The organism is Aequorivita sp. IT1282 (assembly GCF_058068205.1).
On record NZ_JBYRHR010000004.1, the window covers coordinates 274,727 to 298,353 of the forward strand.

Consider the following 23,627-nt stretch of genomic DNA (forward strand, 5'->3'; position numbering starts at 1 on the left):
ATCACAATAAAAAGTTAATTACACAAGTATTTGCTCCCAATTTTTGGGTTTATTTAAGAGGTATTGTAGTTTTATTGAACGAAATGTTAAAATTTTGATGAAATACTGATGTGTATTTTGGTGTTTGAAAAGTTGAAGTCCGCATTCTGCCTATTCCCATTGGCAATATTGAAGCGGAAGATACCAGCCTTAGTATTTAGTCCTAGACCCAGTCCAAAGCTATATAATTTCTCCTTTATCATAATTGTTTGATTTTCGAAATAACCAAGATCTATTATACTGTGTAGATATACGCCATCATTAAATTGATAGCGGTATTCAGTATTCAAAACTGAAAAAAGTGAAGCGTCAATACTATTCTCGTCAAAACCGCGAATACTGTTTATGCCTCCAAAGCGGAACAATTCATTAACTAAATAGGTGTCGCTAAACAGGACGCTCGTACTATTTTGCACAAATATTGAGTTTCGGTAATTTAAGTTAAAGATGTTATTTATCACAGATTCAAACCCCAATTGGCTCTCAGATTTGCTTTCTTTTTTGCGGGAGCCTATACCCATGTCCAGATAAATTGCTGTTTTTATTGGGAACAGTTTTCGGTTTTGAGACTTTTTATAACTCCCGCCCATAATAAAAAAGCGAGAAGTAAAATCTTCTATGGGTATTCCTGCAACAGCTTCATCTAATAGATTGCTTGATTCGAAACCTTTGTAGCCAATATATACAATAGATTTTGGGTTTATTTGGTACGAAGTACGCACTTGTTGCTCTGTAGTTATAAAAGTGCTATCTCTTTTAAAGATCATTAATTCTCCACTCAGTCCAAATGGTGTGCTAAAAAGATAGGGGAGTGTAAGCTTGGTTCTAAAATTTACTTGCTCTTGGCCATCTGCTTTGTAGTTAATCAAAAACTGCTCTCCATAATTTAAGTTATTATTAAGTTCTAAATTCAAGTAGCCGTTAAATGATAGTTTTTGACTTTTCTCGTCAGTAGCAAAACCCAATATGCCGTCAAAAAGATTATTATTTTGTTTTTCCAAATAAAAATACACTGTAGTGCTGTCTTTTCTGAACAACGCTTCGGGTGGTTTAACTGTTGAAACAAAACCAAGACTGTTTAAATTTTCATTTTGCGTTACCAATTTTTTCTGATTGAATGTTTTTCCTTTACGAACACCGGCATAATATTTAAGAAATGATTTCGGAAATTTTTCGTAACCCTTCAACACAATTGAATCTACCGTGCGAATGTTTCCGTTGTCAATAAAAAGTGTTGCGCTCAAATTGCCGACTTCGTCTTTTTCAAATTCGGCCAATTTTACACGTGCAAAAGCATTTCCTTTTTGGTTGCGCAGTGCTGTAAGTTTTTTTAACGAAGCCGGAATGGTTTCAAAAGGTAGCATGAAAGTGGAGTCCTCAATTATTGAAGAAACGCGCTGAAGTTCTTTTTTGGTGAAATCATCTTCGGAATAGAAAATTTTTAGTTCTTTGTATTTTTTTCCGAGGAAGAAGTCTGCGATGTAGCTGCTGTCATTTTCTTTTTGCAATTGAAGCAATTCACTTTCAATGTAGCCCATGCGCTGTAGTTTTAAATGCAGAGTATCGGTTTCACTTTTTAGCAATAGAAAATTCTTGAAAGAAGTTTGCATTTGCAAGGAATCGGTAATGCCATCGGGAATTGGTTTTTCAGCCTTTATAGTAAGGTATAGTTCCTGTGCTTGTATTCCGTAGAAAAAACAGGTATACATATTAAGGAAAAAGAAAAGTGCAAGATATTTTTTCAAAAAGCGAATAAATTAACGTTGTAAATCTAACGTTTCAACTTGCCATTTCATATTCAAATTAAAAAAATAATGAAAGAGTGCTGAAAATTAATTCAGTATGGTTTGATTAGTTAAATAATTATTCTACATTTGCATCCCCTAAAAATAGGGGTGTTTTATTTTTAAACATTAATAATACATATTTTATATGCCAACAATTTCACAATTAGTACGTAAAGGAAGGACCAAAATAACCAAGAAGAGTAAATCGGTTGCTTTGGATTCGTGCCCACAACGTCGTGGTGTTTGTACGCGTGTATATACTACTACACCTAAAAAACCAAACTCTGCTATGCGTAAAGTAGCAAGGGTTAGGCTTACAAATGGTAAGGAAGTAAACGCATACATCCCAGGCGAAGGTCACAATCTCCAAGAGCACTCGATAGTATTGGTTAGAGGTGGAAGGGTAAAAGATTTGCCAGGAGTTAGGTATCACATTGTTCGTGGAGCATTAGACACCGCTGGTGTTGCAGGCCGCACACAACGTAGATCTAAGTACGGAGCAAAACGCCCTAAAAAGTAGGAACGCAATAGATTGCGTTCAGTAAAAATGAAAACGGGTTAAACGTTTGTTTTAATTAACGTTTAGCTATAACAAAACAACAAATGAGAAAAAGACAGGCCAAAAAAAGACCGCTTTTACCAGATCCAAGGTTTAACGACCAGTTGGTTACACGTTTCGTAAACAACATGATGTGGGATGGGAAAAAGAGTGTGGCTTTCAAAGTTTTCTATGATGCAATTGACATTGTAGATGAAAAGAAACCAGACGACGAAAAAACTGCATTGGAGCTATGGAAAGATGCACTTTCTAATGTTATGCCTCACGTAGAGGTACGTAGCCGTAGAGTTGGTGGGGCAACCTTCCAAATTCCAAATCAAATACGTCCAGACCGTAAAATTGCAACTGCAATGAAATGGTTGATTACCTATTCAAGAAAAAGAAACGAGAAATCCATGGCTGCAAAATTAGCAGGTGAGATTCTTGCTGCTGCTAAAGAAGAAGGCGCTGCTGTTAAGAAACGTATGGACACTCACAAAATGGCAGAAGCTAACAAAGCATTCTCACATTTCAGATTCTAAAAAATGGCACAAAGAGATTTAAAATACACAAGAAATATCGGGATTGCTGCGCATATTGATGCGGGTAAAACCACAACTACAGAGCGAATCCTTTTTTATACTGGGGTAAGCCATAAACTTGGTGAGGTTCACGATGGAGCTGCAACAATGGACTGGATGGAGCAAGAGCAGGAGCGTGGTATTACCATTACTTCAGCTGCTACAACTTGTACTTGGAAGTTTCCAATGGAAAACGCTGAAGTTTTGCCTGAAACAAAAGAATACAACTTTAATATTATTGACACTCCTGGTCACGTAGATTTTACCGTAGAGGTAAACCGCTCGCTTAGAGTACTTGATGGTTTGGTGTTCCTTTTTAGTGCAGTAGATGGTGTAGAGCCACAATCTGAAACTAACTGGAGACTTGCTGATAACTATAAGGTGCCGCGTATTGGTTTCGTAAATAAAATGGACCGTCAGGGTGCAAACTTTTTAGAAGTTTGCCAACAGGTTAAAGACATGTTGGGTAGCAATGCAGTGCCAATTGTATTGAATATTGGTGATGAGGAAAATTTTAAAGGAATTGTTGATTTGGTTAAGAACCGTGCTGTCATCTTTCACGATGATTCATTTGGTGCAACTTTTGACGTTATTGATATCCCTGAAGAATTAAAAGCAGAGTCGAAAATGCTAAGAGGTAAACTTATTGAAGAAGTTGCCGCTTACGATGAAAACCTGCTTGAAAAATATATGGAAGATGAAAATTCCATTACCGAGGATGAAATCCACGCTGCGCTTCGTGCTGCTGTAATGGATATGAGTATCATCCCAATGGTATGTGGTTCTTCATTTAAGAATAAAGGTGTTCAGTTTCTTTTAGATGCTGTATGTCGTTATTTACCAGCTCCAACAGACAAAGAAGGTATTATAGGAATTAATCCTGATACTGAAAAAGAAGAAATTCGTAAGCCAGATGTAACTGCTCCTTTTGCAGCATTAGCTTTTAAGATTGCTACAGATCCTTTCGTAGGTCGCTTGGCATTCTTCCGTGTTTATTCTGGTCGTTTGGATGCAGGTTCATATATCTTGAACAACCGTTCAGGAAAAAAAGAACGTATTTCTCGTATCTACCAAATGCACTCTAACAAACAAAACGCTATCGATTTTATCGAAGCTGGAGATATTGGAGCAGCAGTTGGATTTAAAGATATTAAGACTGGTGATACTATGTCTGATGAAAAACACCCAATTGTTTTAGAAAGTATGGACTTTCCCGATCCAGTAATTGGTATCGCGGTAGAGCCTAAAACAAAGGCGGATGTTGATAAATTAGGAATGGCATTATCAAAACTTGCCGAAGAAGATCCTACATTCCAAGTACGTACAGACGAAGCTTCTGGACAAACTATTATTTCTGGAATGGGCGAACTTCACTTAGATATTATCGTTGACCGTTTACGTCGCGAATTTAAGGTAGAAGTTAACCAAGGTCAACCTCAGGTTGAGTATAAAGAAGCGGTAACAAAAACTGCAGATCACAGAGAAGTTTACAAAAAACAATCTGGTGGTCGTGGTAAATTTGCCGATATCGTATTTACTTTAGGTCCTGTAGATGAAGAAGATCCTAAAGAAGGACTTATATTTGTTAACGCTGTAAAAGGTGGTAACGTTCCTAAGGAATTTATTCCTTCTGTTGAAAAAGGATTCAAACAAGCAATGGTCAATGGCCCACTTGCAGGTTTCGAAGTAGATAGTATGAAGGTTACTTTAAAAGATGGATCTTTCCACCCTGTGGATTCTGATGCATTGTCTTTTGAGCTTGCTGCTAAAATTGGTTTCAAAGAAGTTGCCAAAAAAGCAGGAGCTGTAATTATGGAGCCTATTATGAAAATAGAGGTAATTACACCGGAAGAAAACATGGGTGATATTGTTGGTGACCTTAACCGTCGTCGTGGAACAATCACTAATATGGGTGACCGTGCAGGCGCAAAAGTAATTAAAGGTGAAGTGCCACTTTCTGAAATGTTTGGTTATGTAACCACTTTAAGAACATTGTCTTCAGGTCGTGCTACTTCAACAATGGAATTTTCACATTATGCGCAAACACCTTCAAATATTTCTGAAGATGTTATCGCAAAAGCAAGAGGGACCTCAAACGATTAATAATTTCAGCTATGAGTCAAAAAATAAGAATAAAACTAAAATCTTACGATCACAATTTGGTGGACAAATCTGCTGAAAAAATCGTTAAGACCGTAAAGAGTACTGGTGCTGTAGTAACAGGACCAATTCCTTTACCAACACACAAAAAAATCTTTACAGTATTACGTTCTCCACACGTTAACAAGAAGAGTCGTGAGCAATTCCAATTAAGTTCTTACAAAAGACTATTGGATATTTACAGTTCTTCTTCAAAAACAATTGACGCTCTAATGAAATTAGAGTTGCCAAGTGGTGTAGAAGTAGAGATTAAAGTATAATTTCCTGCGAAGGCGGGAATCTCATGAGGTAAGTTATTGTCATGAGATGCCTGCTTGCGCAGGTATGAAAATGTCCTCAACGATGGTTGGGGAAAAACGGTAAACAAAGTAACATTCGGGATCGAATTTATTTTGATCCCGTTTGCTTTGAATAGAATATCGCGATTTATCGCAATTCAAATAAATATTAGTAATAATCAATAAATAATTAAATATGTCTGGGTTAATTGGAAGAAAGATAGGGATGACCAGCATCTTTGACGAGAACGGAAAGAATATTCCGTGTACCGTTATTGAGGCAGGACCCTGTGTTGTCACCCAAGTCAGAACCATAGAGGTTGACGGGTACAATGCTCTTCAACTTGGTTTCGATGACAAGAAGACTGCTACTAAAGCTGCTGAAGGGCACGCTAAAAAAGCAGGAACCGTTGCAAAACGCAAAGTCGTTGAATTCCAAGGATTTGAAGAAAAATACAAATTAGGTGACACAATTACTGTGGAACACTTTATTGAAGGTGAATTCGTGGATATCGCGGGTACTTCTAAAGGTAAAGGTTTTCAAGGGGTTGTAAAACGTCATGGTTTTGCTGGTGTTGGTCAAGCCACACACGGTCAGCACAACCGTTTGCGTGCACCAGGATCTATTGGAGCTGCATCTTATCCTGCGAGAGTATTCAAAGGAATGCGTATGGCGGGTCAAATGGGCAACGAGAGAGTAAAAGTTGAAAATTTAAGAGTTTTGAAAGTAGTTCCTGAAAAGAATCTACTTGTGGTTAAAGGAGCAATTCCTGGCCATAAAAACGCTTATGTAATGATCGAGAAATAATGAAGGTAGCTGTACTAGATATAAACGGAAAAGACACAGGCCGGAAAGTTGAACTTTCTGCAGATGTGTTCGGAATAGAGCCTAACAATCACGCTGTTTACCTTGATGTGAAACAATACCTTGCCAATCAAAGACAAGGAACTCACAAAGCAAAGGAACGTGCTGAGATTTCTGGTTCTACCAGAAAAATAAAGAAGCAAAAAGGAACTGGTACTGCCCGTGCGGGTAGCATCAAGTCTGGTGTATTTAGAGGTGGTGGTAGAATGTTTGGACCTCGTCCACGCAATTACTCCTTTAAATTGAACAAAAACCTTAAGCGTTTGGCACGTAAATCTGCCTTAACGATGAAGGCGAATAAGAAAGCTATTTTTGTACTAGAAGACCTTACTTTTGACGCTCCAAAAACCAAGAATTTTACCGCGGTTTTGAAGAGTTTAGGACTTGATGACAAAAAATCTTTATTTGTGTTGGGAGATTTAAATAATAATGTATATTTGTCCTCTCGCAATTTGAAAGGTACTGAAGTTATAACTAACTCACAATTAAGTACTTACAAAATTATGAATGCAAACAGTTTAGTGCTGTTTGAAGGTTCTTTGGAGGGAATTGAAACAAACTTAAGTAAATAGAAACAAGATGAACATCTTAATTAAACCTATAATTACGGAAAAAGCTACTAAAGACGCTGAAGACAAAAATGTTTTTGGCTTTGTAGTGAACCCAAAGGCGAATAAGGTAGAAATCAAGAAAGCGGTGGAAGCTGCTTACGGAGTTTCTGTTGAAAAAGTTCGCACAATGAATGTCCGCCCTGATAGGAAGACCCGTTATACAAAAACAGGTGTCCAAACTGGTAAAACGAATGCTTACAAAAAAGCAATCGTACAGGTGGCGGAAGGTGATACAATAGATTTTTACAGCAACATCTAAGGTAACTTAGATTTAATCAGACAAAAATGTCAGTAAGAAAATTAAAACCAATCACCCCAGGTCAGCGTTTTAGAGTTGTAAATGGTTTCGACGCCATTACAACTGATAAGCCGGAGAAGTCTTTACTTGCTCCGAACAAACGATCTGGTGGTCGAAACAGTACAGGTAAAATGACCATGCGCTACATAGGTGGTGGTCATAAGAAAAAATATCGAATTATCGATTTTAAACGCGACAAAGTAGGAGTTCCTGCTACAGTTGCTAGTATTCAATACGATCCAAACCGTACAGCATTTATCGCACTTTTAAACTATCAAGATGGTGAGAAGCGATATGTAATTGCACAAAACGGACTACAAGTTGGGCAGAATATCCTTTCAGGTGATGCAATTGCTCCCGAGATTGGAAACGCAATGTCTCTTTCAGCTATTCCATTAGGTACTATTATTTCTTGCATCGAGCTTCGTCCCGGTCAAGGAGCTATTATGGCTCGTAGTGCTGGTGCTTTCGCACAGCTTATGGCTCGTGATGGAAAATATGCTACAGTTAAACTTCCTTCAGGCGAAACCCGATTAATTTTGGTAAACTGTATGGCTACCATTGGTGCCGTATCAAACAGTGATCACCAATTGTTAGTTTCTGGTAAAGCTGGTAGAAGTAGATGGTTGGGTAGAAGACCACGTACAAGACCAGTAGTGATGAACCCAGTCGATCACCCAATGGGTGGTGGTGAAGGTAAATCTTCTGGAGGTCACCCACGTTCTAGAAAAGGTATACCTGCTAAAGGTTACAGAACCCGTACTAAAACGAAAGCGAGTAATAAATATATCTTAGAACGAAGAAAGAAATAAGTTATGGCAAGATCGTTAAAAAAAGGACCGTTCGTTCATTACAAACTAGACAAGAAAGTTCAACAAAACGTTGATGATAATAAGAAGACCGTAATCAAAACTTGGTCACGTGCTTCTATGATCACACCAGATTTTGTTGGCCAAACCATCGCAGTACATAATGGACGCCAATTTGTTCCTGTATATGTTACAGAAAACATGGTTGGGCATAAACTAGGAGAATTTTCACCTACAAGATCATTCCGTGGTCACGCAGGTGCTAAAAACAAAGGTAAAAAATAAGAGGCCATGGGAGTTCGTAAAAGAGAAAGAGCAGATGCAATCAAGGAAGCTAAGAAGACTATCTACTTAGCTAAATTGAATAATTGCCCCACTTCACCAAGAAAGATGCGTTTAATGGCAGACTTGGTACGTGGTGAGAAAATAGATAAAGCACTTAACATTTTGAAGTTTAGTTCAAAAGAATCTTCACGTAAATTGGAGAAACTACTTTTGTCTGCCATCAATAACTGGCAACAAAAAAACGAAGACGCTTCAATAGAAGATGCAGATCTTTTTGTTAAGGAAATCCGTGTGGATGGTGGAACAATGTTGAAAAGACTTAGACCAGCACCGCAAGGCCGCGCACACAGAATTAGAAAGCGCTCCAACCACGTAACACTGGTATTGGCAGCTAACGATAACACACAAAGCAAATAACTAAATGGGACAGAAGACAAATCCAATCGGGAATCGCTTAGGTATCATTAGAGGTTGGGAATCCAACTGGTACGGAGGCAACGACTACGGCGATAAATTAGCCGAAGACGACAAGATCAGGAAGTATATCCACGCTCGTTTAAGTAAAGCTAGTGTGAGTAGAGTAATTATTGAGCGTACGCTTAAGCTTGTAACCGTTACTATAACCACTGCCCGTCCCGGTATCATAATCGGTAAAGGTGGCCAGGAAGTAGACAAGCTAAAAGAAGAGCTTAAAAAAATTACAGATAAAGAAGTACAGATCAACATCCACGAGATTAAAAGACCTGAACTTGATGCATTTTTGGTAGCTGCAAGTATTGCACGCCAAATTGAAAGTCGTATTTCATACCGTCGTGCTATTAAAATGGCAATTGCGGCAACAATGCGAATGAATGCTGAAGGTATTAAAGTTCAAATCTCAGGACGTTTGAATGGTGCTGAAATGGCACGTTCAGAATCTTATAAAGAGGGTCGTATTCCTTTATCAACTTTTAGAGCCGATATTGACTACGCTTTAGTTGAGGCACACACTACTTATGGTAGATTGGGTGTTAAAGTATGGATTATGAAAGGTGAAGTATATGGAAAGAGAGAACTTTCCCCACTTGTTGGTTTATCGACTGGCAAAAAGAGTGGTGGCAAAGGAGCTCCAGGACGCGGTGGCAACAAAGCACGTCGCAGAAAGTAATTTTTTAAATAAAAGAAAATGTTACAACCTAAAAGAACAAAGTACCGTAAGCAAATGAAAGGTCGTATGAAAGGCGATGCCGGACGTGGCACTCAGTTAGCGTACGGAACCTTCGGTATAAAATCGTTGGAATCAGAATTTCTTACAGCAAGACAAATAGAAGCTGCACGTATCGCTGCAACCCGTTTTATGAAGAGAGAAGGTTCTATCTGGATTATGATTTTTCCAGATAAACCAATCACCAAGAAACCTCTTGAAGTACGTATGGGTAAAGGTAAAGGTGCTGTGGAATATTACGCTGCTGTGGTAAAACCAGGAAGAATGCTTTTCGAAGTATCTGGTGTTACTGTTGAAACAGCAAAAGAAGCATTGCGCCTTGCGGCTCAAAAGCTTCCAGTAAAAACTAAATTTGTAATGTCTCGGGATTTCCAAGCATAATTTTTTGAACGATGAAACAATCAGAAATTAAGAAAGCATCAACGGCAGAACTTCAGGAAGCATTCGCTGAATCTAGGAAGGCTTATTCAGACCTTAAAATGGCTCATACCATTTCACCGTTGGAAAATCCAGTTCAACTAAGATCCCAGAGAAGGGTGATAGCAAGAATAGCGACGGAACTAACTAATAGAGAAGTGCAGTAATTGTACAGCTGAAAGATGGAAGAAATTAAAAGAAACTTAAGAAAAGAACGTGTTGGTGTTGTAACCAGTAACAAAATGGATAAGTCCATTGTAGTTGCAGAGGTTAAAAAAGTAAAACACCCAATGTACGGAAAGTTCGTTTTGAAAACGAAAAAATACGTAGCACACGACGAGACAAACAACTGCAACGAAGGAGATACAGTAAGGATCATGGAAACACGCCCTTTAAGTAAAACTAAATGTTGGAGATTAGTAGAAATAATTGAAAGAGCGAAGTAGTTATGTTACAACAAGAATCAAGACTCAAAGTCGCAGATAATACCGGTGCTAAAGAAGTTCTTTGCATCCGCGTATTGGGCGGTACAAAAAGAAGGTATGCTTCGATTGGTGATAAAATAGTAGTTTCTGTTAAAGAAGCAACACCAAACGGAAGCATTAAGAAAGGAGCAGTTTCTACAGCAGTAGTAGTACGTACTGCTAAAGAGATAAGAAGACCTGATGGATCTTACATCCGTTTCGACGATAACGCTTGTGTGCTTTTAAACCCACAAGGTGAAATGAGAGGAACGCGTGTTTTTGGACCTGTAGCAAGAGAACTTCGTGATAGACAATTTATGAAAATAGTATCATTGGCACCAGAGGTGCTTTAATATGAAAACTAAGATGGCAAAGCTTAAAATAAAATCAGGAGATACAGTAGTAGTTACTGCCGGAGACCACAAAGGTTCTGAAGGTAAGGTAATGAAAGTTATCCTTGACAAAAACAAAGCAATCGTAGAGGGAGTTAATATGGTTTCAAAACATGAGAAACCAAGCGCGAAAAACCCACAGGGTGGAATCGTGAAAAAAGAAGCTCCTATCCATATTTCAAACCTTTCATTGGTTGATCCAAAATCTGGAAAAGCTACACGTGTAGGGTATAAAACTGAAGATGGTAAAAAAGTACGGTTTTCAAAACAATCGAATCAAGTAATATAGTTATGGCATATTTACCAAGACTTAAAGAAGAGTACAGAGGCAGAGTGGTTAACGCACTCACAGACGAATTTGGTTACAAAAACGTCATGCAAGTACCAAAATTGGAGCGTATTGTTGTTTCCCGCGGTGTGGGTGCAGCAGTAGCAGACAAGAAACTTATTGACTATTCGGTTGATGAGTTTACAAAGATAACCGGGCAAAAAGCGGTTTCAACTAACTCTAAAAAGGATGTTGCAAACTTCAAACTTCGTAAAGGCATGCCAATTGGTGTGAAAGTTACGTTGCGTGGAGAGCGTATGTACGAATTTTTAGATAGATTAGTTACTTCTGCATTGCCAAGGGTACGTGACTTTAACGGAATTAAAGCAACCGGTTTTGACGGAAGAGGAAATTACTCTTTAGGCGTTACCGAGCAAATTATCTTCCCAGAAATCGATATCGATAAAGTGAAGAAAATTGAAGGAATGAACATTACGTTCATTACTACAGCTGCTACCGATAAAGAAGCGAAATCATTATTACAAGAATTGGGTCTACCCTTTAAAAAGAACTAAGTTATGGCTAAAGAATCAATGAAAGCCCGCGAGGTTAAGAGACAAAAAACGGTATTGAAGTATGCTGCCAAACGTAAAGCTTTGAAAGAAGCTGGCGATTGGGAAGGTTTACAGAAATTACCAAAAAATGCCTCACCAGTTCGTTTGCACAACCGTTGTAAACTAACAGGAAGACCAAGAGGGTATATGAGAACTTTTGGAATTTCACGTGTAACATTTCGTGAAATGGCAAATTCAGGGTTAATTCCAGGGGTGCGTAAAGCATCTTGGTAAAATAATGATGTAGGCGTGCAATTAATTGTGCGTGTATCAAAATGTAAATACTAATTGGTTGCAGGTTCGAACCCGTCACTCGGGTCGAAAACCACTTCCGCAAATTCAAATAAATGAATACAGATCCAATTTCAGATTATCTAACACGTGTTAGAAATGCTGCAAAAGCCGGACATCGCGTAGTAGAGATTCCAGCGTCTAATCTTAAAAAGGAGATTACAAAAATCCTTTTTGATCAAGGTTACATTTTAAGCTACAAATTTGATGACGAGAGTACCGCACAGGGAGTCATTAAAATTGCGTTGAAATACGACAAGCTTACCAAAGAATCGGTGATCAAGAAAATTCAAAGAATTAGTAAACCAGGTTTACGTAAATATGCAGGTTCATTAGAGCTTCCGCGCGTTCTCAACGGTCTTGGAATTGCAATTGTTTCAACTTCTTCAGGAGTTATGACAGGCAAACAAGCCAAGGCGCAGAATGTTGGTGGCGAAGTATTATGTTACGTTTACTAAAAAATAGACAAAGAAATGTCAAGAATAGGTAAAAACCCGGTAGCAATCCCACAAGGAGTTACAGTTGATGTAAAAGACAACGTAATAACCGTGAAAGGAAAATTAGGCGAGTTAACTCAGGAATACTCTGATGTAACCGTAAAAGTAGAAGATAATCAAGTTATTGTTGAGCGCCCTTCAGATTCAAAAGATCATACGGCAAAACACGGTCTTTACAGATCGTTGGTAAACAATATGATTGAAGGCGTAAGCAACGGATGGACCAAACAATTAGAATTGGTAGGTGTGGGTTACCGCGCTAGCAACCAAGGACAAAAATTGGAATTGGCTTTAGGATTTTCACACAACATCATTTTGGACATTGCTCCAGAAGTTAAAGTGGAAACTGTATCAGATAAGGGTAAAAACCCAATCATAAAACTTACTTCTCACGACAAGCAATTGGTAGGACAAGTTGCGGCGAAAATACGTGGCTTCCGTAGGCCAGAGCCGTACAAAGGAAAAGGAATTAAGTTTGTAGGTGAACAATTAAGAAGAAAAGCAGGTAAATCTGCATAACAAATAGAGTTATGGCATTATCAAAATACGAAAGAAGAGCGCGCTTGCGCATGCGAATCAGAAAAACCGTGGATGGGACAGAAAGTCGCCCACGTTTGGCTGTATTTCGTAGCAACAAAGAAATATACGCTCAGATTATTGACGATGTAAGTGGAAAAACAATTACCGCTGCATCTTCAAGAGATAAAGACATTGACGCTTCAAAAGTAAACAAAGTTGAAGCTGCAAAAATGGTAGGAAAAGCAATCGCAGAAAAAGCTGTTAAAGCAGGTGTTGAAACCATCGCTTTTGACAGAGGCGGTTACCTATACCACGGAAGAGTAAAATCATTAGCTGAAGGTGCACGCGAAGGTGGCCTTAAATTCTAAGTAGCATTATGTATCAAGATTATAAAAACGTAGAATTAGTAAAACCAGGAGGTCTTGAATTGAAAGACCGATTGGTAGGTGTACAACGTGTAACCAAGGTGACCAAAGGTGGTCGTGCCTTCGGATTTTCAGCTATTGTAGTTGTTGGTGACGAAAAAGGAGTGGTAGGCCACGGACTTGGGAAATCCAAGGATGTAGCTAGTGCAATAGCGAAAGCTATTGAGGATGCCAAGAAAAACTTGATTCGCATTCCACTAAACAAGGTAACACTTCCACACGAACAAAAAGGAAAATATGGCGGAGCCCGTGTTAACCTTCTTCCAGCAGCGCCTGGTACCGGAGTTATTGCTGGTGGTGCCGTACGTGCCGTATTGGAAGCAGTAGGAGTTCACGATGTATTGTCAAAATCACAAGGATCTTCCAACCCACACAACGTGGTAAAAGCAACTTTTGATGCCCTTTTGCAAATGCGAAGTGCACAAACTATTGCTAACCAAAGAGGGATTTCACTTGATAAAGTATTCAAAGGATAAATATCAGAACGATGGCAAAAATTAAAGTAACAAAGGTTAGAAGCGTTATAAAGCGTCCAAAAAACCAAAAGAGAATCATGGAATCGTTAGGTCTTCATAAGATGAACCAAACTGTGGAACATGAAGACACGCCAAATATTCTTGGTATGATCAATAAAGTTAATCACTTGGTTTCTGTTGAAACTAAATAAAGTAAATACGAAAAATGGAGTTAAGTAACTTACAACCCGCCGCAGGATCGGCGAAAAACAAAGGCAAGCGAGTAGGTCGCGGACAAGGTTCCGGTAAAGGTGGTACTGCCACCCGCGGACATAAAGGTGCAAAATCACGTTCAGGTTATTCCAAGAAAATTGGATTTGAAGGTGGACAGATGCCCCTACAACGTCGTGTTCCTAAGTTTGGATTTACAAACATCAACCGTAAGGAGTATAAAGGCATCAACATTGATACTTTACAACAATTGGTTGACGACAAGAAAATAAAAGATACCGTTGACTTTGAAACTATATTTGGTTTAGGTCTTGCTGGAAAAAACGAAATGGTTAAGATTTTAGGAAGAGGAGAGTTAAAGGCAAAATTAAAAGTATCTGCACACAAGTTTACTGCCTCGGCAAAAGAAGCTATCGAAGCTGCCGGAGGCGAAGTAGTAACATTGTAACATAAGATACGGATGAAATTTATCGAAACCTTAAAGAATGTTTGGAAAATAGAGGAGTTGCGTAACCGCATCTTCCTCACTCTTGGAATGTTATTAGTGTACCGTTTTGGTGCACAAGTAGTGCTTCCAGGAATTGATGCAGATATGTTAGGACAGTTTGCAGGTCAATTTGATGCAGGTGGTATTGGAGGATTACTAAACGCATTTACAGGAGGGGCTTTTGCTAACGCTTCTGTTTTTGCATTGGGAATTATGCCATACATCTCTGCCTCGATTGTTGTGCAGTTAATGCAAATTGCAGTACCATACCTTCAAAAATTACAGAAGGAAGGCGAGAGTGGCCGTAAGAAAATCAATCAGATTACCCGTTGGTTAACAATCGGTATCTGTTTGGTACAAGCACCAAGTTATCTTGCAGGTCTTCCAGCAATGGGAGTGCCAGCAGAAGCTTTTATAATGGGGCAGAGCTTAATGTTCTATGTTTCCTCGGTTATAATCTTGGTTACTGGTACTATATTTGCAATGTGGCTGGGTGAAAAAATTACTGATAAAGGTATTGGTAACGGTATCTCCATATTAATTATGGTGGGTATTATTGCACGTTTACCACAGTCATTTGCTCAGGAATTTGTTTCAAGAGTAATGGAATCAAACGGTGGTTTGATTATGATACTTATTGAATTGGTTATCTGGTTTGTTATTATCCTCCTATCAATTATGTTGGTAATGGCTGTACGTAAGATACCAGTACAATATGCAAGAAGAACCGCAACTGGTGGTTACGAAAAGAATATTTTTGGAGCACGACAGTTTATTCCGTTAAAGTTGAATGCATCTGGAGTTATGCCAATTATCTTTGCTCAGGCAATTATGTTTGTGCCTTCTGCGGTAGCAAGTCTTTCTGAAAGCGATTTCGCTCAAGGAGTTCAAGCTACATTCAGTGATATTTTCGGACTCTGGTACAATGTTGTATTCGCCTTATTGATTATAGTATTTACATATTTCTATACTGCTATCACGGTGCCTACTAACAAAATGGCAGACGACCTTAAACGTAGCGGTGGTTTTATTCCAGGTATTAAACCAGGGTCACAAACCGCAGAATATTTAGATCGAATTATGTCTCAAATAACACTTCCAGGTTCTGTATTCTTGGCTTTGATCGCTATTTTCCCAGCGTTCGTTGTTAAGTTGTTAGGAATCCAGCAAGGTTGGGCATTATTCTACGGTGGTACATCACTACTAATTATGGTGGGAGTAGCAATCGATACAATGCAACAAGTAAACTCGTACTTATTGAATCGTCATTACGATGGTTTAATGAAAAGTGGCAAAAATAGAAAAGCAGTAGCATAATTATGGCAAAACAAAGCGCAATTGAACAAGATGGAAGTATAGTGGAAGCACTATCAAATGCCATGTTCCGTGTAGAATTGGAAAACGGTCACATTGTAACCGCACATATTTCCGGTAAAATGCGAATGCACTACATTAAGTTGTTGCCAGGAGATAAAGTGAAACTGGAAATGAGCCCGTACGATTTAACTAAGGCAAGAATAACATACAGATACTAATACAACAAACCTCACAGTTTGTTGGACTATATAAACAGAAACAGATGAAACCGGATGGTTCCATCTGACCTTTAAAAATTAAATACTAAAGACAGATGAAAGTTAGAGCATCCGTAAAGAAAAGAAGTGCCGACTGCAAGATTGTTCGCAGAAAAGGCAGATTATATGTAATTAACAAAAAGAACCCAAAGTTCAAACAAAGACAAGGATAAGTTATGGCAAGAATCGCAGGTGTAGATATCCCGAAGCACAAAAGGGGTGTAATCGCGTTAACGTATATCTTCGGAATCGGCAAAAGCCGTGCTGAAGATATTCTGAACAAAGCCGGAGTTGACGAAGACAAAAAGGTAAGTGAATGGAACGATGATGAAATCGGTGCTATTCGTGAAGCTGTAGGGTCTTTCAAAATCGAAGGTGAATTACGTAGTGAAGTTCAATTAAGTATTAAACGCTTAATGGATATTGGTTGTTACAGAGGTATTCGTCACAGATCGGGTCTTCCTTTAAGAGGACAGCGAACTAAGAATAACTCTCGTACAAGAAAAGGAAAACGTAAAACAGTTGCTAACAAGAAAAAAGCAACTAAATAAAACCTAGAGTTATGGCAAAGACAAGTCAAAAGACGTCAAAAACAGTTAAAAAACGCAAGGTTAATGTTGAATCAGTGGGTGAAGCGCATATTACAGCATCATTCAACAACATTATTGTTTCGTTGACAAATAAGAATGGAGATGTTATCTCTTGGTCCTCAGCCGGTAAAATGGGCTTCCGTGGATCTAAGAAAAACACGCCGTATGCAGCTCAATTGGCATCAGAAGATTGCGCAAAAGTTGCTCACGACGCTGGTTTACGTAAAGTAAAAGTTTACGTAAAAGGTCCAGGAAATGGTAGAGAATCTGCTATACGTGCTATTCACAATGCAGGAATTGAAGTAACCGAAATTATCGATGTTACTCCAATGCCGCACAACGGATGTCGTCCTCCAAAAAGAAGAAGAGTATAATAATTTTCAATAGTTAGATATACGGTTAAATTTAATCGTATATCTAATATTGTACATCAAAAATAATATCAACTGAAGGTATTTAGAAACTAAAGGATAAGAATAAGACCTTAATTTAGTTTTCCTTCATAATTAAAACCAAGAAATGGCAAGATATACTGGTCCAAAAACTAAAATAGCCCGTAAGTTCGGAGAAGCAATTTTCGGAGATGATAAATCTTTCGAAAAAAGAAACTACCCTCCAGGGCAACACGGTAACACACGTCGCCGTGGTAAAAAATCTGAGTACGCAATCCAATTAATGGAGAAGCAAAAAACAAAATACACTTATGGTATTTTGGAGCGTCAGTTCAGAAATATGTTCAAAAAAGCAACAGCAGCTCCAGGTATTACTGGTGCAGTATTGCTACAATTGTGTGAGTCTCGTTTGGATAACGTAGTGTACAGAATGGGGATTTCTCCAAGTCGCTCTGGTGCCAGACAACTAGTTTCTCACCGTCATATCACCGTTAATGGTGAAAAAGTAAACATTCCATCTTACCAGTTAAAGGCTGGAGATGTAGTGGCCGTTAGAGAGAAATCAAAATCTCTTGAGGCAATCAACAATTCGTTGGCAAATGCAAGTCGCGTTTATGAGTGGATTACTTGGAACGAAGAAAAAAAGGAAGGAACTTTTGTTTCTATACCTGATCGTCTCCAAATCCCAGAAAACATCAATGAGCAATTGATCGTCGAATTATATTCTAAATAATTAAAACACAGAAAGTCAATTATGGCAGTATTTAGTTTTCAGAAGCCTGATAAAGTTATAATGGTGAACTCCACCGATTTCGAGGGGAAATTTGAATTTCGTCCTTTGGAACCAGGTTACGGACTTACCGTTGGTAACGCATTAAGACGCGTATTACTTTCCTCATTGGAAGGATTCGCCATCACTTCGGTTCGCATGGAAGGCGTGGATCACGAGTTTTCTACCATTGCTGGAGTAGTGGAAGATGTTACCGAAATTATTTTGAACCTTAAACAGGTTCGTTTCAAAAGACAGATTGACGAGATAGATAACGAAACCGTTACTATTTCAGTTTCTGGAAACGAGCAGTTGAAAGCTGGTGATTTCCAAAAATTCATTTCAGGTTTTCAAGTATTGAATCCAGAATTGGTTATTTGCAATATGGAGAAGAAAGTGAACCTTAATATGGAAATCACTATCGAAAAAGGTCGCGGTTATGTTCCTGCAGAAGAGAACAAAAAAGCGAACGCTCCTTTGGGAACAATCTTTACAGATTCTATCTACACTCCAATAAAAAATGTGAAGTACAGTATTGAAAACTTCCGTGTAGAGCAGAAAACAGATTACGAAAAATTGGTTTTCGAAATCCAAACTGACGGATCAATTCACCCAAAAGATGCTTTAACCGAAGCTGCAAAAACGTTAATTCACCACTTTATGTTGTTCAGCGATGAGCGCATAACATTGGAGGCTGACGAGATTGCACAAACTGAAACTTATGATGAGGAATCCCTTCATATGCGTCAGTTGCTTAAAACAAAATTAGTAGATATGGATCTTTCGGTTCGTGCACTAAACTGTTTGAAAGCTGCAGAGGTTGATACATTGGGCGACCTTGTATCTTACAACAAAAATGACTTGATGAAATTCCGCAACTTCGGTAAAAAATCGCTTACAGAGCTTGAAGAGCTTGTAAACGTGAAAGGCCTTAACTTCGGGATGGATCTTGCAAAATATAAATTAGATAAAGATTAGAGAACTAACGATTTCAGATTTATGATTTCAGATTTCTGAAGTTATAAATCTGAAGTCAATATTCACCAATCAACAATCGTTAATCAATTTAACCCGTCATAATTTGCTCCCAGCCAAAGCTGGTCCAGTAGCAAGATGATGAAAATAAAAATGTCATGAGACACGGAAAAAAAATAAATCACTTAGGTAGAAAAAAAGCCCACAGACATTCAATGTTGGCAAACATGGCTAATTCTTTAATAGAACACAAAAGAATCAACACTACTGTTGCAAAAGCAAAAGCGTTGAAACAATTTGTTGAGCCATTAGTAACAAAATCTAAGGAAGACACTACGCATAACCGTCGTTTGGTTTTTGCTAAATTGCGTCAAAAAGAAGCAGTTGCTGAACTTTTTAGAACTGTTGCACCAAAAGTTGGTGACCGTCCAGGTGGTTACACTCGTATTATTAAATTAGGTAATCGTTTAGGTGATAATGCTGATATGGCAATGATAGAGCTTGTAGATTTTAACGAAATCTATAACGCAGGAAAAGCTACTAAGAAGAAGTCTACTCGTAGAAGTCGTCGTGGAGCAGGAACTGGAACTGAAGCTGCTGCTGCACCTGCTGCAAAAGCTGCTCCAGCAAAAGCTGACAAAGAAGCAAAGAAAGAAGAAGAATAAATGAATTTGAATTCATTAAATAACAAAGGGATAAGCGTTTTCGTTTATCCCTTTTTTTTATACTATTTTTGCAAAGATTTTGGTCAAGCTTTATGCTTGAAGAAAGATAACGAATGTTTGTAAAACTCATAACTAGAAACCCAAGACTAGAAACCCTTCAATAATGAAATACCAAACACGAAAAAAAGCAATTATATTATTGGCAGATGGAACAATTTTCCACGGTAAAGCTGTTGGAAACAAAGAAGGCTCGGCCTTTGGTGAAGTTTGTTTCAACACTGGAATGACCGGATACCAAGAAATATTTACAGATCCTTCTTATTTTGGGCAAATTATGGTAGCCACAAATGCCCATATTGGGAATTATGGTGTTAATAAAGATGAAATAGAATCTGAAGGGATAAAAATCGCAGGATTGGTAGTGCGTAATTTTAGTTACCACTATTCCCGACCTGCAGCAGATGATTCTTTAGAAGAATTTTTAAACAGAAATAATTTACTAGCAATTAGCGATGTAGATACGCGCGCTCTGGTAAGCTATATTCGTGATAATGGCGCAATGAATGCCGTAATATCTACAGAGGTTGACAATATTGAAGGCCTTAAAAAACAATTGGCAGATGTTCCAGATATGCACGGACTGGAGCTCGCTTCAAAAGTTTCCACAAAAGAACCATATTTATATGGAGATGAAAACGCTAAATACAAAATTTCAGCTTTAGATTTAGGGATCAAAAAGAACATCCTTCGCAGACTTGCAGAGCGCGATTGCTACATAAAAGTTTTTCCTTATAATGCCAGTTTTACAGAAATGGAATCTTTTAATCCAGATGGTTATTTTATATCCAACGGTCCTGGCGATCCAGAGCCACTTCACAGCGCTATTGAAGTTGTAAAAACCATTTTAGACAAAGAAAGACCAATGTTTGGAATTTGTTTGGGGCATCAAATGTTGGCCTTGGCAAATGGAGTTTCAACCTATAAAATGCACAATGGTCACAGAGGGATAAATCATCCTGTAATGAATCTTGTTACTGGAAAAGGTGAAATTACTTCACAAAACCATGGGTTCGCGATAAGTAGAGAAGAGGCGGAAGCCAATCCAAATATAGAAATAACCCACGAACATCTTAACGATCATACTGCCGCTGGTATTCGTTTAAAAAACAAACCAGCTTTCTCGGTGCAATATCATCCCGAAGCTAGCCCTGGTCCGCACGATGCTTCATATCTTTTCGATCAATTTATCGAGAGTATTGAAAATCATAATTTACAAAATGCCTAAAATTTTTAGACCTCAAAGGTTTCCAAAACCTTTGAGGTCTTTGTATATATAAGAAACAATAACCAAAGTTTAAAATCTAATGAGCATCATAATAGACATTATTGCCAGACAAATTTTCGATTCAAGAGGAAATCCAACAATTGAAGTAGACGTAATCACTGAACACGGTTTTATGGGTCGTGCCGCAGTACCTTCGGGAGCATCTACGGGTGAACACGAAGCTGTTGAACTTCGCGATGGCGGTAAAGCATATATGGGCAAAGGCGTAATGAAAGCTGTTGAAAATGTAAGAGGAAAAATTGCTGGTACACTTCTCGGAATCTCTGTTTTTGAGCAGGAGCTTATCGACAAAACGATGATCGAGTTAGACGGAACGCCTAATAAATCGAAACTTGGTGCCAACGCAATTCTTGGTGTTTCATTAGCCTGCGCGAAAGCAGCAGCCAATGAGTTGGGCATGCCATTGTATCGTTACGTGGGTGGTGTGAGTGCGAAAACACTTCCGGTGCCAATGATGAATATTATCAATGGAGGGTCGCACAGCGATGCGCCTATTGCCTTTCAGGAGTTTATGATTATACCTGTTAAGGCAAAAACCTTTACGCACGCAATGCAAATGGGTTCCGAAATTTTTCACAACCTTAAAATAGTATTGCACGACCGCGGTTTAAGTACGGCTGTGGGTGACGAAGGCGGCTTTGCACCAACTTTAGATGGTACCGAAGATGCTTTGGATACTATCGCAAAAGCAACTAAGAAAGCTGGCTACAAATTGGGCGACGATGTAATGATTGCTTTAGATTGTGCAGCAGCAGAATTTTATGTGAATAAAAAATACGACTACACAAAGTTTGAAGGCGAGAAAGGAAAAGTTCGCACTTCAAAAGAACAAGCAGATTATCTTGCTGAATTATGTGAAAAATACCCTATTATTTCTGTTGAAGACGGGATGGATGAAAACGACTGGGATGGCTGGAAATATTTAACCGAAAAAATTGGACATAAAGTGCAATTAGTTGGCGACGATTTATTCGTAACAAATGTGGAAAGACTTTCAAAAGGTATTTCTGAGAAAATTGCAAATTCAATTTTAATAAAAGTGAATCAAATTGGTACACTTACCGAAACAATCGCTGCTGTAAATATGGCGCATAACGCTGGTTATACTTCAGTAATGAGTCACCGAAGTGGAGAAACTGAAGACAATACTATTGCAGATTTAGCAGTCGCGCTAAACTGTGGTCAAATAAAAACTGGTTCGGCATCGCGAAGTGATAGAATGGCGAAGTATAACCAACTTCTAAGAATAGAAGAACAATTGGGAGAAGTTGCTTATTTTCCGCAACAAAATGCCTTCAAAATATAACTTATTACGATTCTTTATAAAAACCTCGCTTATGGCGAGGTTTTTTTTCTTCAATAATTAGCTTCATAACCGATTATTTAAGGTTTATTTAACCTAACATAACTCACAATTGTTAAAAAAATCACTTTAGATTTTGTAATTTAGCATTTCTGAATAAATTAAAAAACACACAATATTTTATGGCAAAGATGGCGACCCTCGAGATAGATGGTAAAAAGTATGAATTCCCCATTGTTGAGGGAACTGAGAATGAATTAGGAATAGATATAAAGAGCCTTCGTGCCAGCACTGGTGGTGTTGTTACTTTGGATCCAGGATATAAAAATACAGGTTCTTGCGAAAGTGCAATTACTTTTTTAGATGGAGAAAAAGGAGTTCTGCGTTACCGTGGTTATTCAATTGAAGAACTTGCGGAAAAAGCTCATTTCTTAGAGGTTTGTTACCTTCTTATTTTTGGTGAATTGCCTACCGATGAACAACTCAAAAAATTTCACACAGATATAAAAGCACAGTCACATGTTGACGAAGATGTAAAACGTATTTTGGATGGTTTTCCAAAGGCTGCACACCCAATGGGAGTGCTATCTTCACTAACATCTGCCTTAGTAGCGTTTAATCCTTCTTCAGTAAATGTAGATAGTGAGGAGGATATGTACAAAGCCATTGTAAAAATTCTCGGGAAATTCCCAGTTTTAACCGCTTGGACATACAGAAAACGCATGGGACTTCCGTTAGATTACGGCGGAGATTCTCTAGGATATGTGGACAACTTCTTAAAAATGATGTTCAAAAAACCTAGTGGGGATTATACTACCAATGATACTGTATTAGAGGCTTTGGACAAGTTATTGATTCTTCATGCAGATCACGAGCAAAACTGCTCTACATCTACAGTTAGAATTGTAGGTTCATCGCATGCTGGTCTTTTCGTTTCTATTTCTGCAGGAATTGCAGCACTTTGGGGACCACTTCACGGAGGGGCAAACCAAGCTGTTATTGAAATGCTAGAGGCTATAAAAGAAGATGGTGGCGACACCAAAAAATTTATGGCTAAGGCGAAAGACAAAGACGATCCGTTCCGTTTAATGGGCTTTGGACACAGAGTTTATAAGAATTTTGATCCACGCGCTAAAATCATTAAAAAAGCTGCCGATAGCCTTTTAGATAATTTAGGAATAGAAGATGAAATTCTAGTTATTGCAAAAGCACTTGAGAAAGAAGCTTTAGAGGATCCATATTTCGTTGAAAGAAAATTATATCCAAACGTAGATTTCTACTCAGGTATAATATATAGAGCCTTAGGTATTCCAGTTGAAATGTTTACACCAATGTTCGCTTTAGGCCGTTTACCGGGTTGGATCGCACAGTGGAGAGAAATGCGTCTTAACAAAGAACCAATAGGTCGCCCACGTCAGATTTATACTGGCGAAACCCACCGCGATTTCGTGCCAGTGGAGAAAAGATAACTTTTATTTTAATACATTTGAAAGCACCTC

The 23,627-nt window shown here is 38.4% G+C and carries 36 protein-coding genes; 35 read left to right on the plus strand and 1 reads right to left on the minus strand.

Annotation, left to right across the window (positions count from 1 at the left end; genetic code table 11):
- Nucleotides 1-86: 86 nt before the first annotated feature.
- The gene (locus AC3RVG_RS10585) at nucleotides 87-1,784 is read right to left on the minus strand and encodes a POTRA domain-containing protein (RefSeq protein ID WP_489691437.1); all 1,698 of its coding nucleotides are present in this window, start codon (nucleotides 1,782-1,784) and stop codon (nucleotides 87-89) included.
- A gap of 187 nt (nucleotides 1,785-1,971) precedes the next feature.
- On the opposite strand from AC3RVG_RS10585, the gene rpsL reads away from it, so the two are divergent.
- The 35 genes from rpsL to AC3RVG_RS10760 all read left to right on the plus strand — a co-directional run bounded on the left by rpsL (nucleotide 1,972) and on the right by AC3RVG_RS10760 (nucleotide 23,597).
- Nucleotides 1,972-2,346: a 30S ribosomal protein S12 gene (gene rpsL, locus AC3RVG_RS10590; protein WP_014782632.1), complete on the plus strand. Its 375-nt coding sequence runs from the start codon at nucleotides 1,972-1,974 to the stop codon at nucleotides 2,344-2,346.
- 83 nt (nucleotides 2,347-2,429) lie between these two features.
- Nucleotides 2,430-2,906 (plus strand): 30S ribosomal protein S7, encoded by a 477-nt coding sequence (rpsG, locus tag AC3RVG_RS10595; protein WP_489691438.1) that lies wholly within the window; start codon nucleotides 2,430-2,432, stop codon nucleotides 2,904-2,906.
- A 3-nt stretch (nucleotides 2,907-2,909) separates the two neighbouring features.
- A complete protein-coding gene (fusA, locus tag AC3RVG_RS10600) occupies nucleotides 2,910-5,048 on the plus strand; it encodes an elongation factor G (RefSeq protein ID WP_489691439.1) in 2,139 nt (712 codons plus the stop codon).
- An 11-nt stretch (nucleotides 5,049-5,059) separates the two neighbouring features.
- Nucleotides 5,060-5,365 (plus strand): 30S ribosomal protein S10, encoded by a 306-nt coding sequence (rpsJ, locus tag AC3RVG_RS10605; protein WP_010181931.1) that lies wholly within the window; start codon nucleotides 5,060-5,062, stop codon nucleotides 5,363-5,365.
- Nucleotides 5,366-5,579: 214 nt separating this feature from the next.
- A complete protein-coding gene (gene rplC / locus AC3RVG_RS10610) occupies nucleotides 5,580-6,191 on the plus strand; it encodes a 50S ribosomal protein L3 (protein ID WP_489691440.1) in 612 nt (203 codons plus the stop codon).
- Complete coding sequence (gene rplD / locus AC3RVG_RS10615; RefSeq protein WP_489691441.1) at nucleotides 6,191-6,820, plus strand: 50S ribosomal protein L4; 630 nt, start codon at nucleotides 6,191-6,193, stop codon at nucleotides 6,818-6,820. Before rplC ends, rplD begins: the two co-directional genes overlap by 1 nt.
- Nucleotides 6,821-6,827: 7 nt before the next feature.
- On the plus strand, nucleotides 6,828-7,118 hold the full coding sequence (rplW, locus tag AC3RVG_RS10620; protein WP_045079239.1) for a 50S ribosomal protein L23: 291 nt from the start codon (nucleotides 6,828-6,830) through the stop codon (nucleotides 7,116-7,118).
- A 26-nt stretch (nucleotides 7,119-7,144) separates the two neighbouring features.
- A complete protein-coding gene (gene rplB / locus AC3RVG_RS10625; protein WP_489691442.1) occupies nucleotides 7,145-7,969 on the plus strand; it encodes a 50S ribosomal protein L2 in 825 nt (274 codons plus the stop codon).
- A gap of 3 nt (nucleotides 7,970-7,972) precedes the next feature.
- Entirely contained in the window at nucleotides 7,973-8,251 is a 279-nt protein-coding gene (gene rpsS, locus AC3RVG_RS10630) for a 30S ribosomal protein S19 (protein WP_111880330.1), read from the plus strand.
- A 6-nt stretch (nucleotides 8,252-8,257) separates the two neighbouring features.
- Nucleotides 8,258-8,668 (plus strand): 50S ribosomal protein L22, encoded by a 411-nt coding sequence (gene rplV, locus AC3RVG_RS10635; protein WP_489691443.1) that lies wholly within the window; start codon nucleotides 8,258-8,260, stop codon nucleotides 8,666-8,668.
- A 4-nt stretch (nucleotides 8,669-8,672) separates the two neighbouring features.
- Entirely contained in the window at nucleotides 8,673-9,398 is a 726-nt protein-coding gene (gene rpsC, locus AC3RVG_RS10640) for a 30S ribosomal protein S3 (RefSeq protein WP_489691444.1), read from the plus strand.
- Nucleotides 9,399-9,416: 18 nt separating this feature from the next.
- Nucleotides 9,417-9,836 (plus strand): 50S ribosomal protein L16, encoded by a 420-nt coding sequence (gene rplP / locus AC3RVG_RS10645; RefSeq protein WP_489691445.1) that lies wholly within the window; start codon nucleotides 9,417-9,419, stop codon nucleotides 9,834-9,836.
- A gap of 11 nt (nucleotides 9,837-9,847) precedes the next feature.
- The gene (rpmC, locus tag AC3RVG_RS10650; RefSeq protein WP_489691446.1) at nucleotides 9,848-10,039 is read left to right on the plus strand and encodes a 50S ribosomal protein L29; all 192 of its coding nucleotides are present in this window, start codon (nucleotides 9,848-9,850) and stop codon (nucleotides 10,037-10,039) included.
- A gap of 15 nt (nucleotides 10,040-10,054) precedes the next feature.
- On the plus strand, nucleotides 10,055-10,318 hold the full coding sequence (gene rpsQ / locus AC3RVG_RS10655) for a 30S ribosomal protein S17 (RefSeq protein WP_489691447.1): 264 nt from the start codon (nucleotides 10,055-10,057) through the stop codon (nucleotides 10,316-10,318).
- Nucleotides 10,319-10,320: 2 nt separating this feature from the next.
- Nucleotides 10,321-10,689, plus strand: coding sequence for a 50S ribosomal protein L14 (gene rplN / locus AC3RVG_RS10660; protein ID WP_489691448.1), 369 nt, complete (start codon nucleotides 10,321-10,323; stop codon nucleotides 10,687-10,689).
- A 13-nt stretch (nucleotides 10,690-10,702) separates the two neighbouring features.
- On the plus strand, nucleotides 10,703-11,017 hold the full coding sequence (rplX, locus tag AC3RVG_RS10665) for a 50S ribosomal protein L24 (protein ID WP_489691449.1): 315 nt from the start codon (nucleotides 10,703-10,705) through the stop codon (nucleotides 11,015-11,017).
- A gap of 2 nt (nucleotides 11,018-11,019) precedes the next feature.
- Nucleotides 11,020-11,571, plus strand: a complete 552-nt coding sequence (gene rplE, locus AC3RVG_RS10670) for a 50S ribosomal protein L5 (protein ID WP_489691450.1) — start codon at nucleotides 11,020-11,022, stop codon at nucleotides 11,569-11,571.
- 3 nt (nucleotides 11,572-11,574) lie between these two features.
- Nucleotides 11,575-11,844: a 30S ribosomal protein S14 gene (rpsN, locus tag AC3RVG_RS10675; RefSeq protein ID WP_111880340.1), complete on the plus strand. Its 270-nt coding sequence runs from the start codon at nucleotides 11,575-11,577 to the stop codon at nucleotides 11,842-11,844.
- A 113-nt stretch (nucleotides 11,845-11,957) separates the two neighbouring features.
- The gene (rpsH, locus tag AC3RVG_RS10680) at nucleotides 11,958-12,359 is read left to right on the plus strand and encodes a 30S ribosomal protein S8 (RefSeq protein WP_489691451.1); all 402 of its coding nucleotides are present in this window, start codon (nucleotides 11,958-11,960) and stop codon (nucleotides 12,357-12,359) included.
- Between the two features lie 15 nt (nucleotides 12,360-12,374).
- Nucleotides 12,375-12,917: a 50S ribosomal protein L6 gene (gene rplF, locus AC3RVG_RS10685; protein WP_489691452.1), complete on the plus strand. Its 543-nt coding sequence runs from the start codon at nucleotides 12,375-12,377 to the stop codon at nucleotides 12,915-12,917.
- Between the two features lie 11 nt (nucleotides 12,918-12,928).
- Nucleotides 12,929-13,285: a 50S ribosomal protein L18 gene (rplR, locus tag AC3RVG_RS10690; RefSeq protein ID WP_489691453.1), complete on the plus strand. Its 357-nt coding sequence runs from the start codon at nucleotides 12,929-12,931 to the stop codon at nucleotides 13,283-13,285.
- Between the two features lie 8 nt (nucleotides 13,286-13,293).
- Nucleotides 13,294-13,818, plus strand: a complete 525-nt coding sequence (gene rpsE, locus AC3RVG_RS10695) for a 30S ribosomal protein S5 (protein WP_489691454.1) — start codon at nucleotides 13,294-13,296, stop codon at nucleotides 13,816-13,818.
- Nucleotides 13,819-13,829: 11 nt separating this feature from the next.
- Nucleotides 13,830-14,009 carry a 50S ribosomal protein L30 gene (gene rpmD, locus AC3RVG_RS10700; RefSeq protein ID WP_111880345.1) on the plus strand — a complete coding sequence of 60 codons (180 nt, stop codon included), beginning with the start codon at nucleotides 13,830-13,832 and terminating at the stop codon, nucleotides 14,007-14,009.
- Nucleotides 14,010-14,023: 14 nt separating this feature from the next.
- Complete coding sequence (rplO, locus tag AC3RVG_RS10705; RefSeq protein WP_489691455.1) at nucleotides 14,024-14,476, plus strand: 50S ribosomal protein L15; 453 nt, start codon at nucleotides 14,024-14,026, stop codon at nucleotides 14,474-14,476.
- A gap of 12 nt (nucleotides 14,477-14,488) precedes the next feature.
- Nucleotides 14,489-15,832, plus strand: coding sequence for a preprotein translocase subunit SecY (gene secY, locus AC3RVG_RS10710; protein ID WP_489691456.1), 1,344 nt, complete (start codon nucleotides 14,489-14,491; stop codon nucleotides 15,830-15,832).
- Nucleotides 15,833-15,834: 2 nt separating this feature from the next.
- Nucleotides 15,835-16,050, plus strand: coding sequence for a translation initiation factor IF-1 (infA, locus tag AC3RVG_RS10715; RefSeq protein ID WP_026452613.1), 216 nt, complete (start codon nucleotides 15,835-15,837; stop codon nucleotides 16,048-16,050).
- 95 nt (nucleotides 16,051-16,145) lie between these two features.
- Nucleotides 16,146-16,262 carry a type B 50S ribosomal protein L36 gene (gene ykgO / locus AC3RVG_RS10720; RefSeq protein ID WP_009779203.1) on the plus strand — a complete coding sequence of 39 codons (117 nt, stop codon included), beginning with the start codon at nucleotides 16,146-16,148 and terminating at the stop codon, nucleotides 16,260-16,262.
- Nucleotides 16,263-16,265: 3 nt separating this feature from the next.
- Entirely contained in the window at nucleotides 16,266-16,640 is a 375-nt protein-coding gene (gene rpsM, locus AC3RVG_RS10725; RefSeq protein ID WP_489691457.1) for a 30S ribosomal protein S13, read from the plus strand.
- An 11-nt stretch (nucleotides 16,641-16,651) separates the two neighbouring features.
- A complete protein-coding gene (gene rpsK, locus AC3RVG_RS10730; protein ID WP_489691458.1) occupies nucleotides 16,652-17,053 on the plus strand; it encodes a 30S ribosomal protein S11 in 402 nt (133 codons plus the stop codon).
- A gap of 145 nt (nucleotides 17,054-17,198) precedes the next feature.
- Entirely contained in the window at nucleotides 17,199-17,804 is a 606-nt protein-coding gene (rpsD, locus tag AC3RVG_RS10735; protein ID WP_489691459.1) for a 30S ribosomal protein S4, read from the plus strand.
- Nucleotides 17,805-17,825: 21 nt separating this feature from the next.
- On the plus strand, nucleotides 17,826-18,818 hold the full coding sequence (locus AC3RVG_RS10740; RefSeq protein ID WP_489691460.1) for a DNA-directed RNA polymerase subunit alpha: 993 nt from the start codon (nucleotides 17,826-17,828) through the stop codon (nucleotides 18,816-18,818).
- A gap of 155 nt (nucleotides 18,819-18,973) precedes the next feature.
- Nucleotides 18,974-19,480 (plus strand): 50S ribosomal protein L17, encoded by a 507-nt coding sequence (gene rplQ / locus AC3RVG_RS10745; RefSeq protein ID WP_489691461.1) that lies wholly within the window; start codon nucleotides 18,974-18,976, stop codon nucleotides 19,478-19,480.
- Between the two features lie 163 nt (nucleotides 19,481-19,643).
- Nucleotides 19,644-20,765: a glutamine-hydrolyzing carbamoyl-phosphate synthase small subunit gene (carA, locus tag AC3RVG_RS10750; protein WP_489691462.1), complete on the plus strand. Its 1,122-nt coding sequence runs from the start codon at nucleotides 19,644-19,646 to the stop codon at nucleotides 20,763-20,765.
- Nucleotides 20,766-20,844: 79 nt separating this feature from the next.
- On the plus strand, nucleotides 20,845-22,131 hold the full coding sequence (eno, locus tag AC3RVG_RS10755) for a phosphopyruvate hydratase (RefSeq protein WP_489691463.1): 1,287 nt from the start codon (nucleotides 20,845-20,847) through the stop codon (nucleotides 22,129-22,131).
- A gap of 179 nt (nucleotides 22,132-22,310) precedes the next feature.
- Nucleotides 22,311-23,597: a citrate synthase gene (locus AC3RVG_RS10760; RefSeq protein WP_489691464.1), complete on the plus strand. Its 1,287-nt coding sequence runs from the start codon at nucleotides 22,311-22,313 to the stop codon at nucleotides 23,595-23,597.
- Nucleotides 23,598-23,627: the final 30 nt, after the last annotated feature.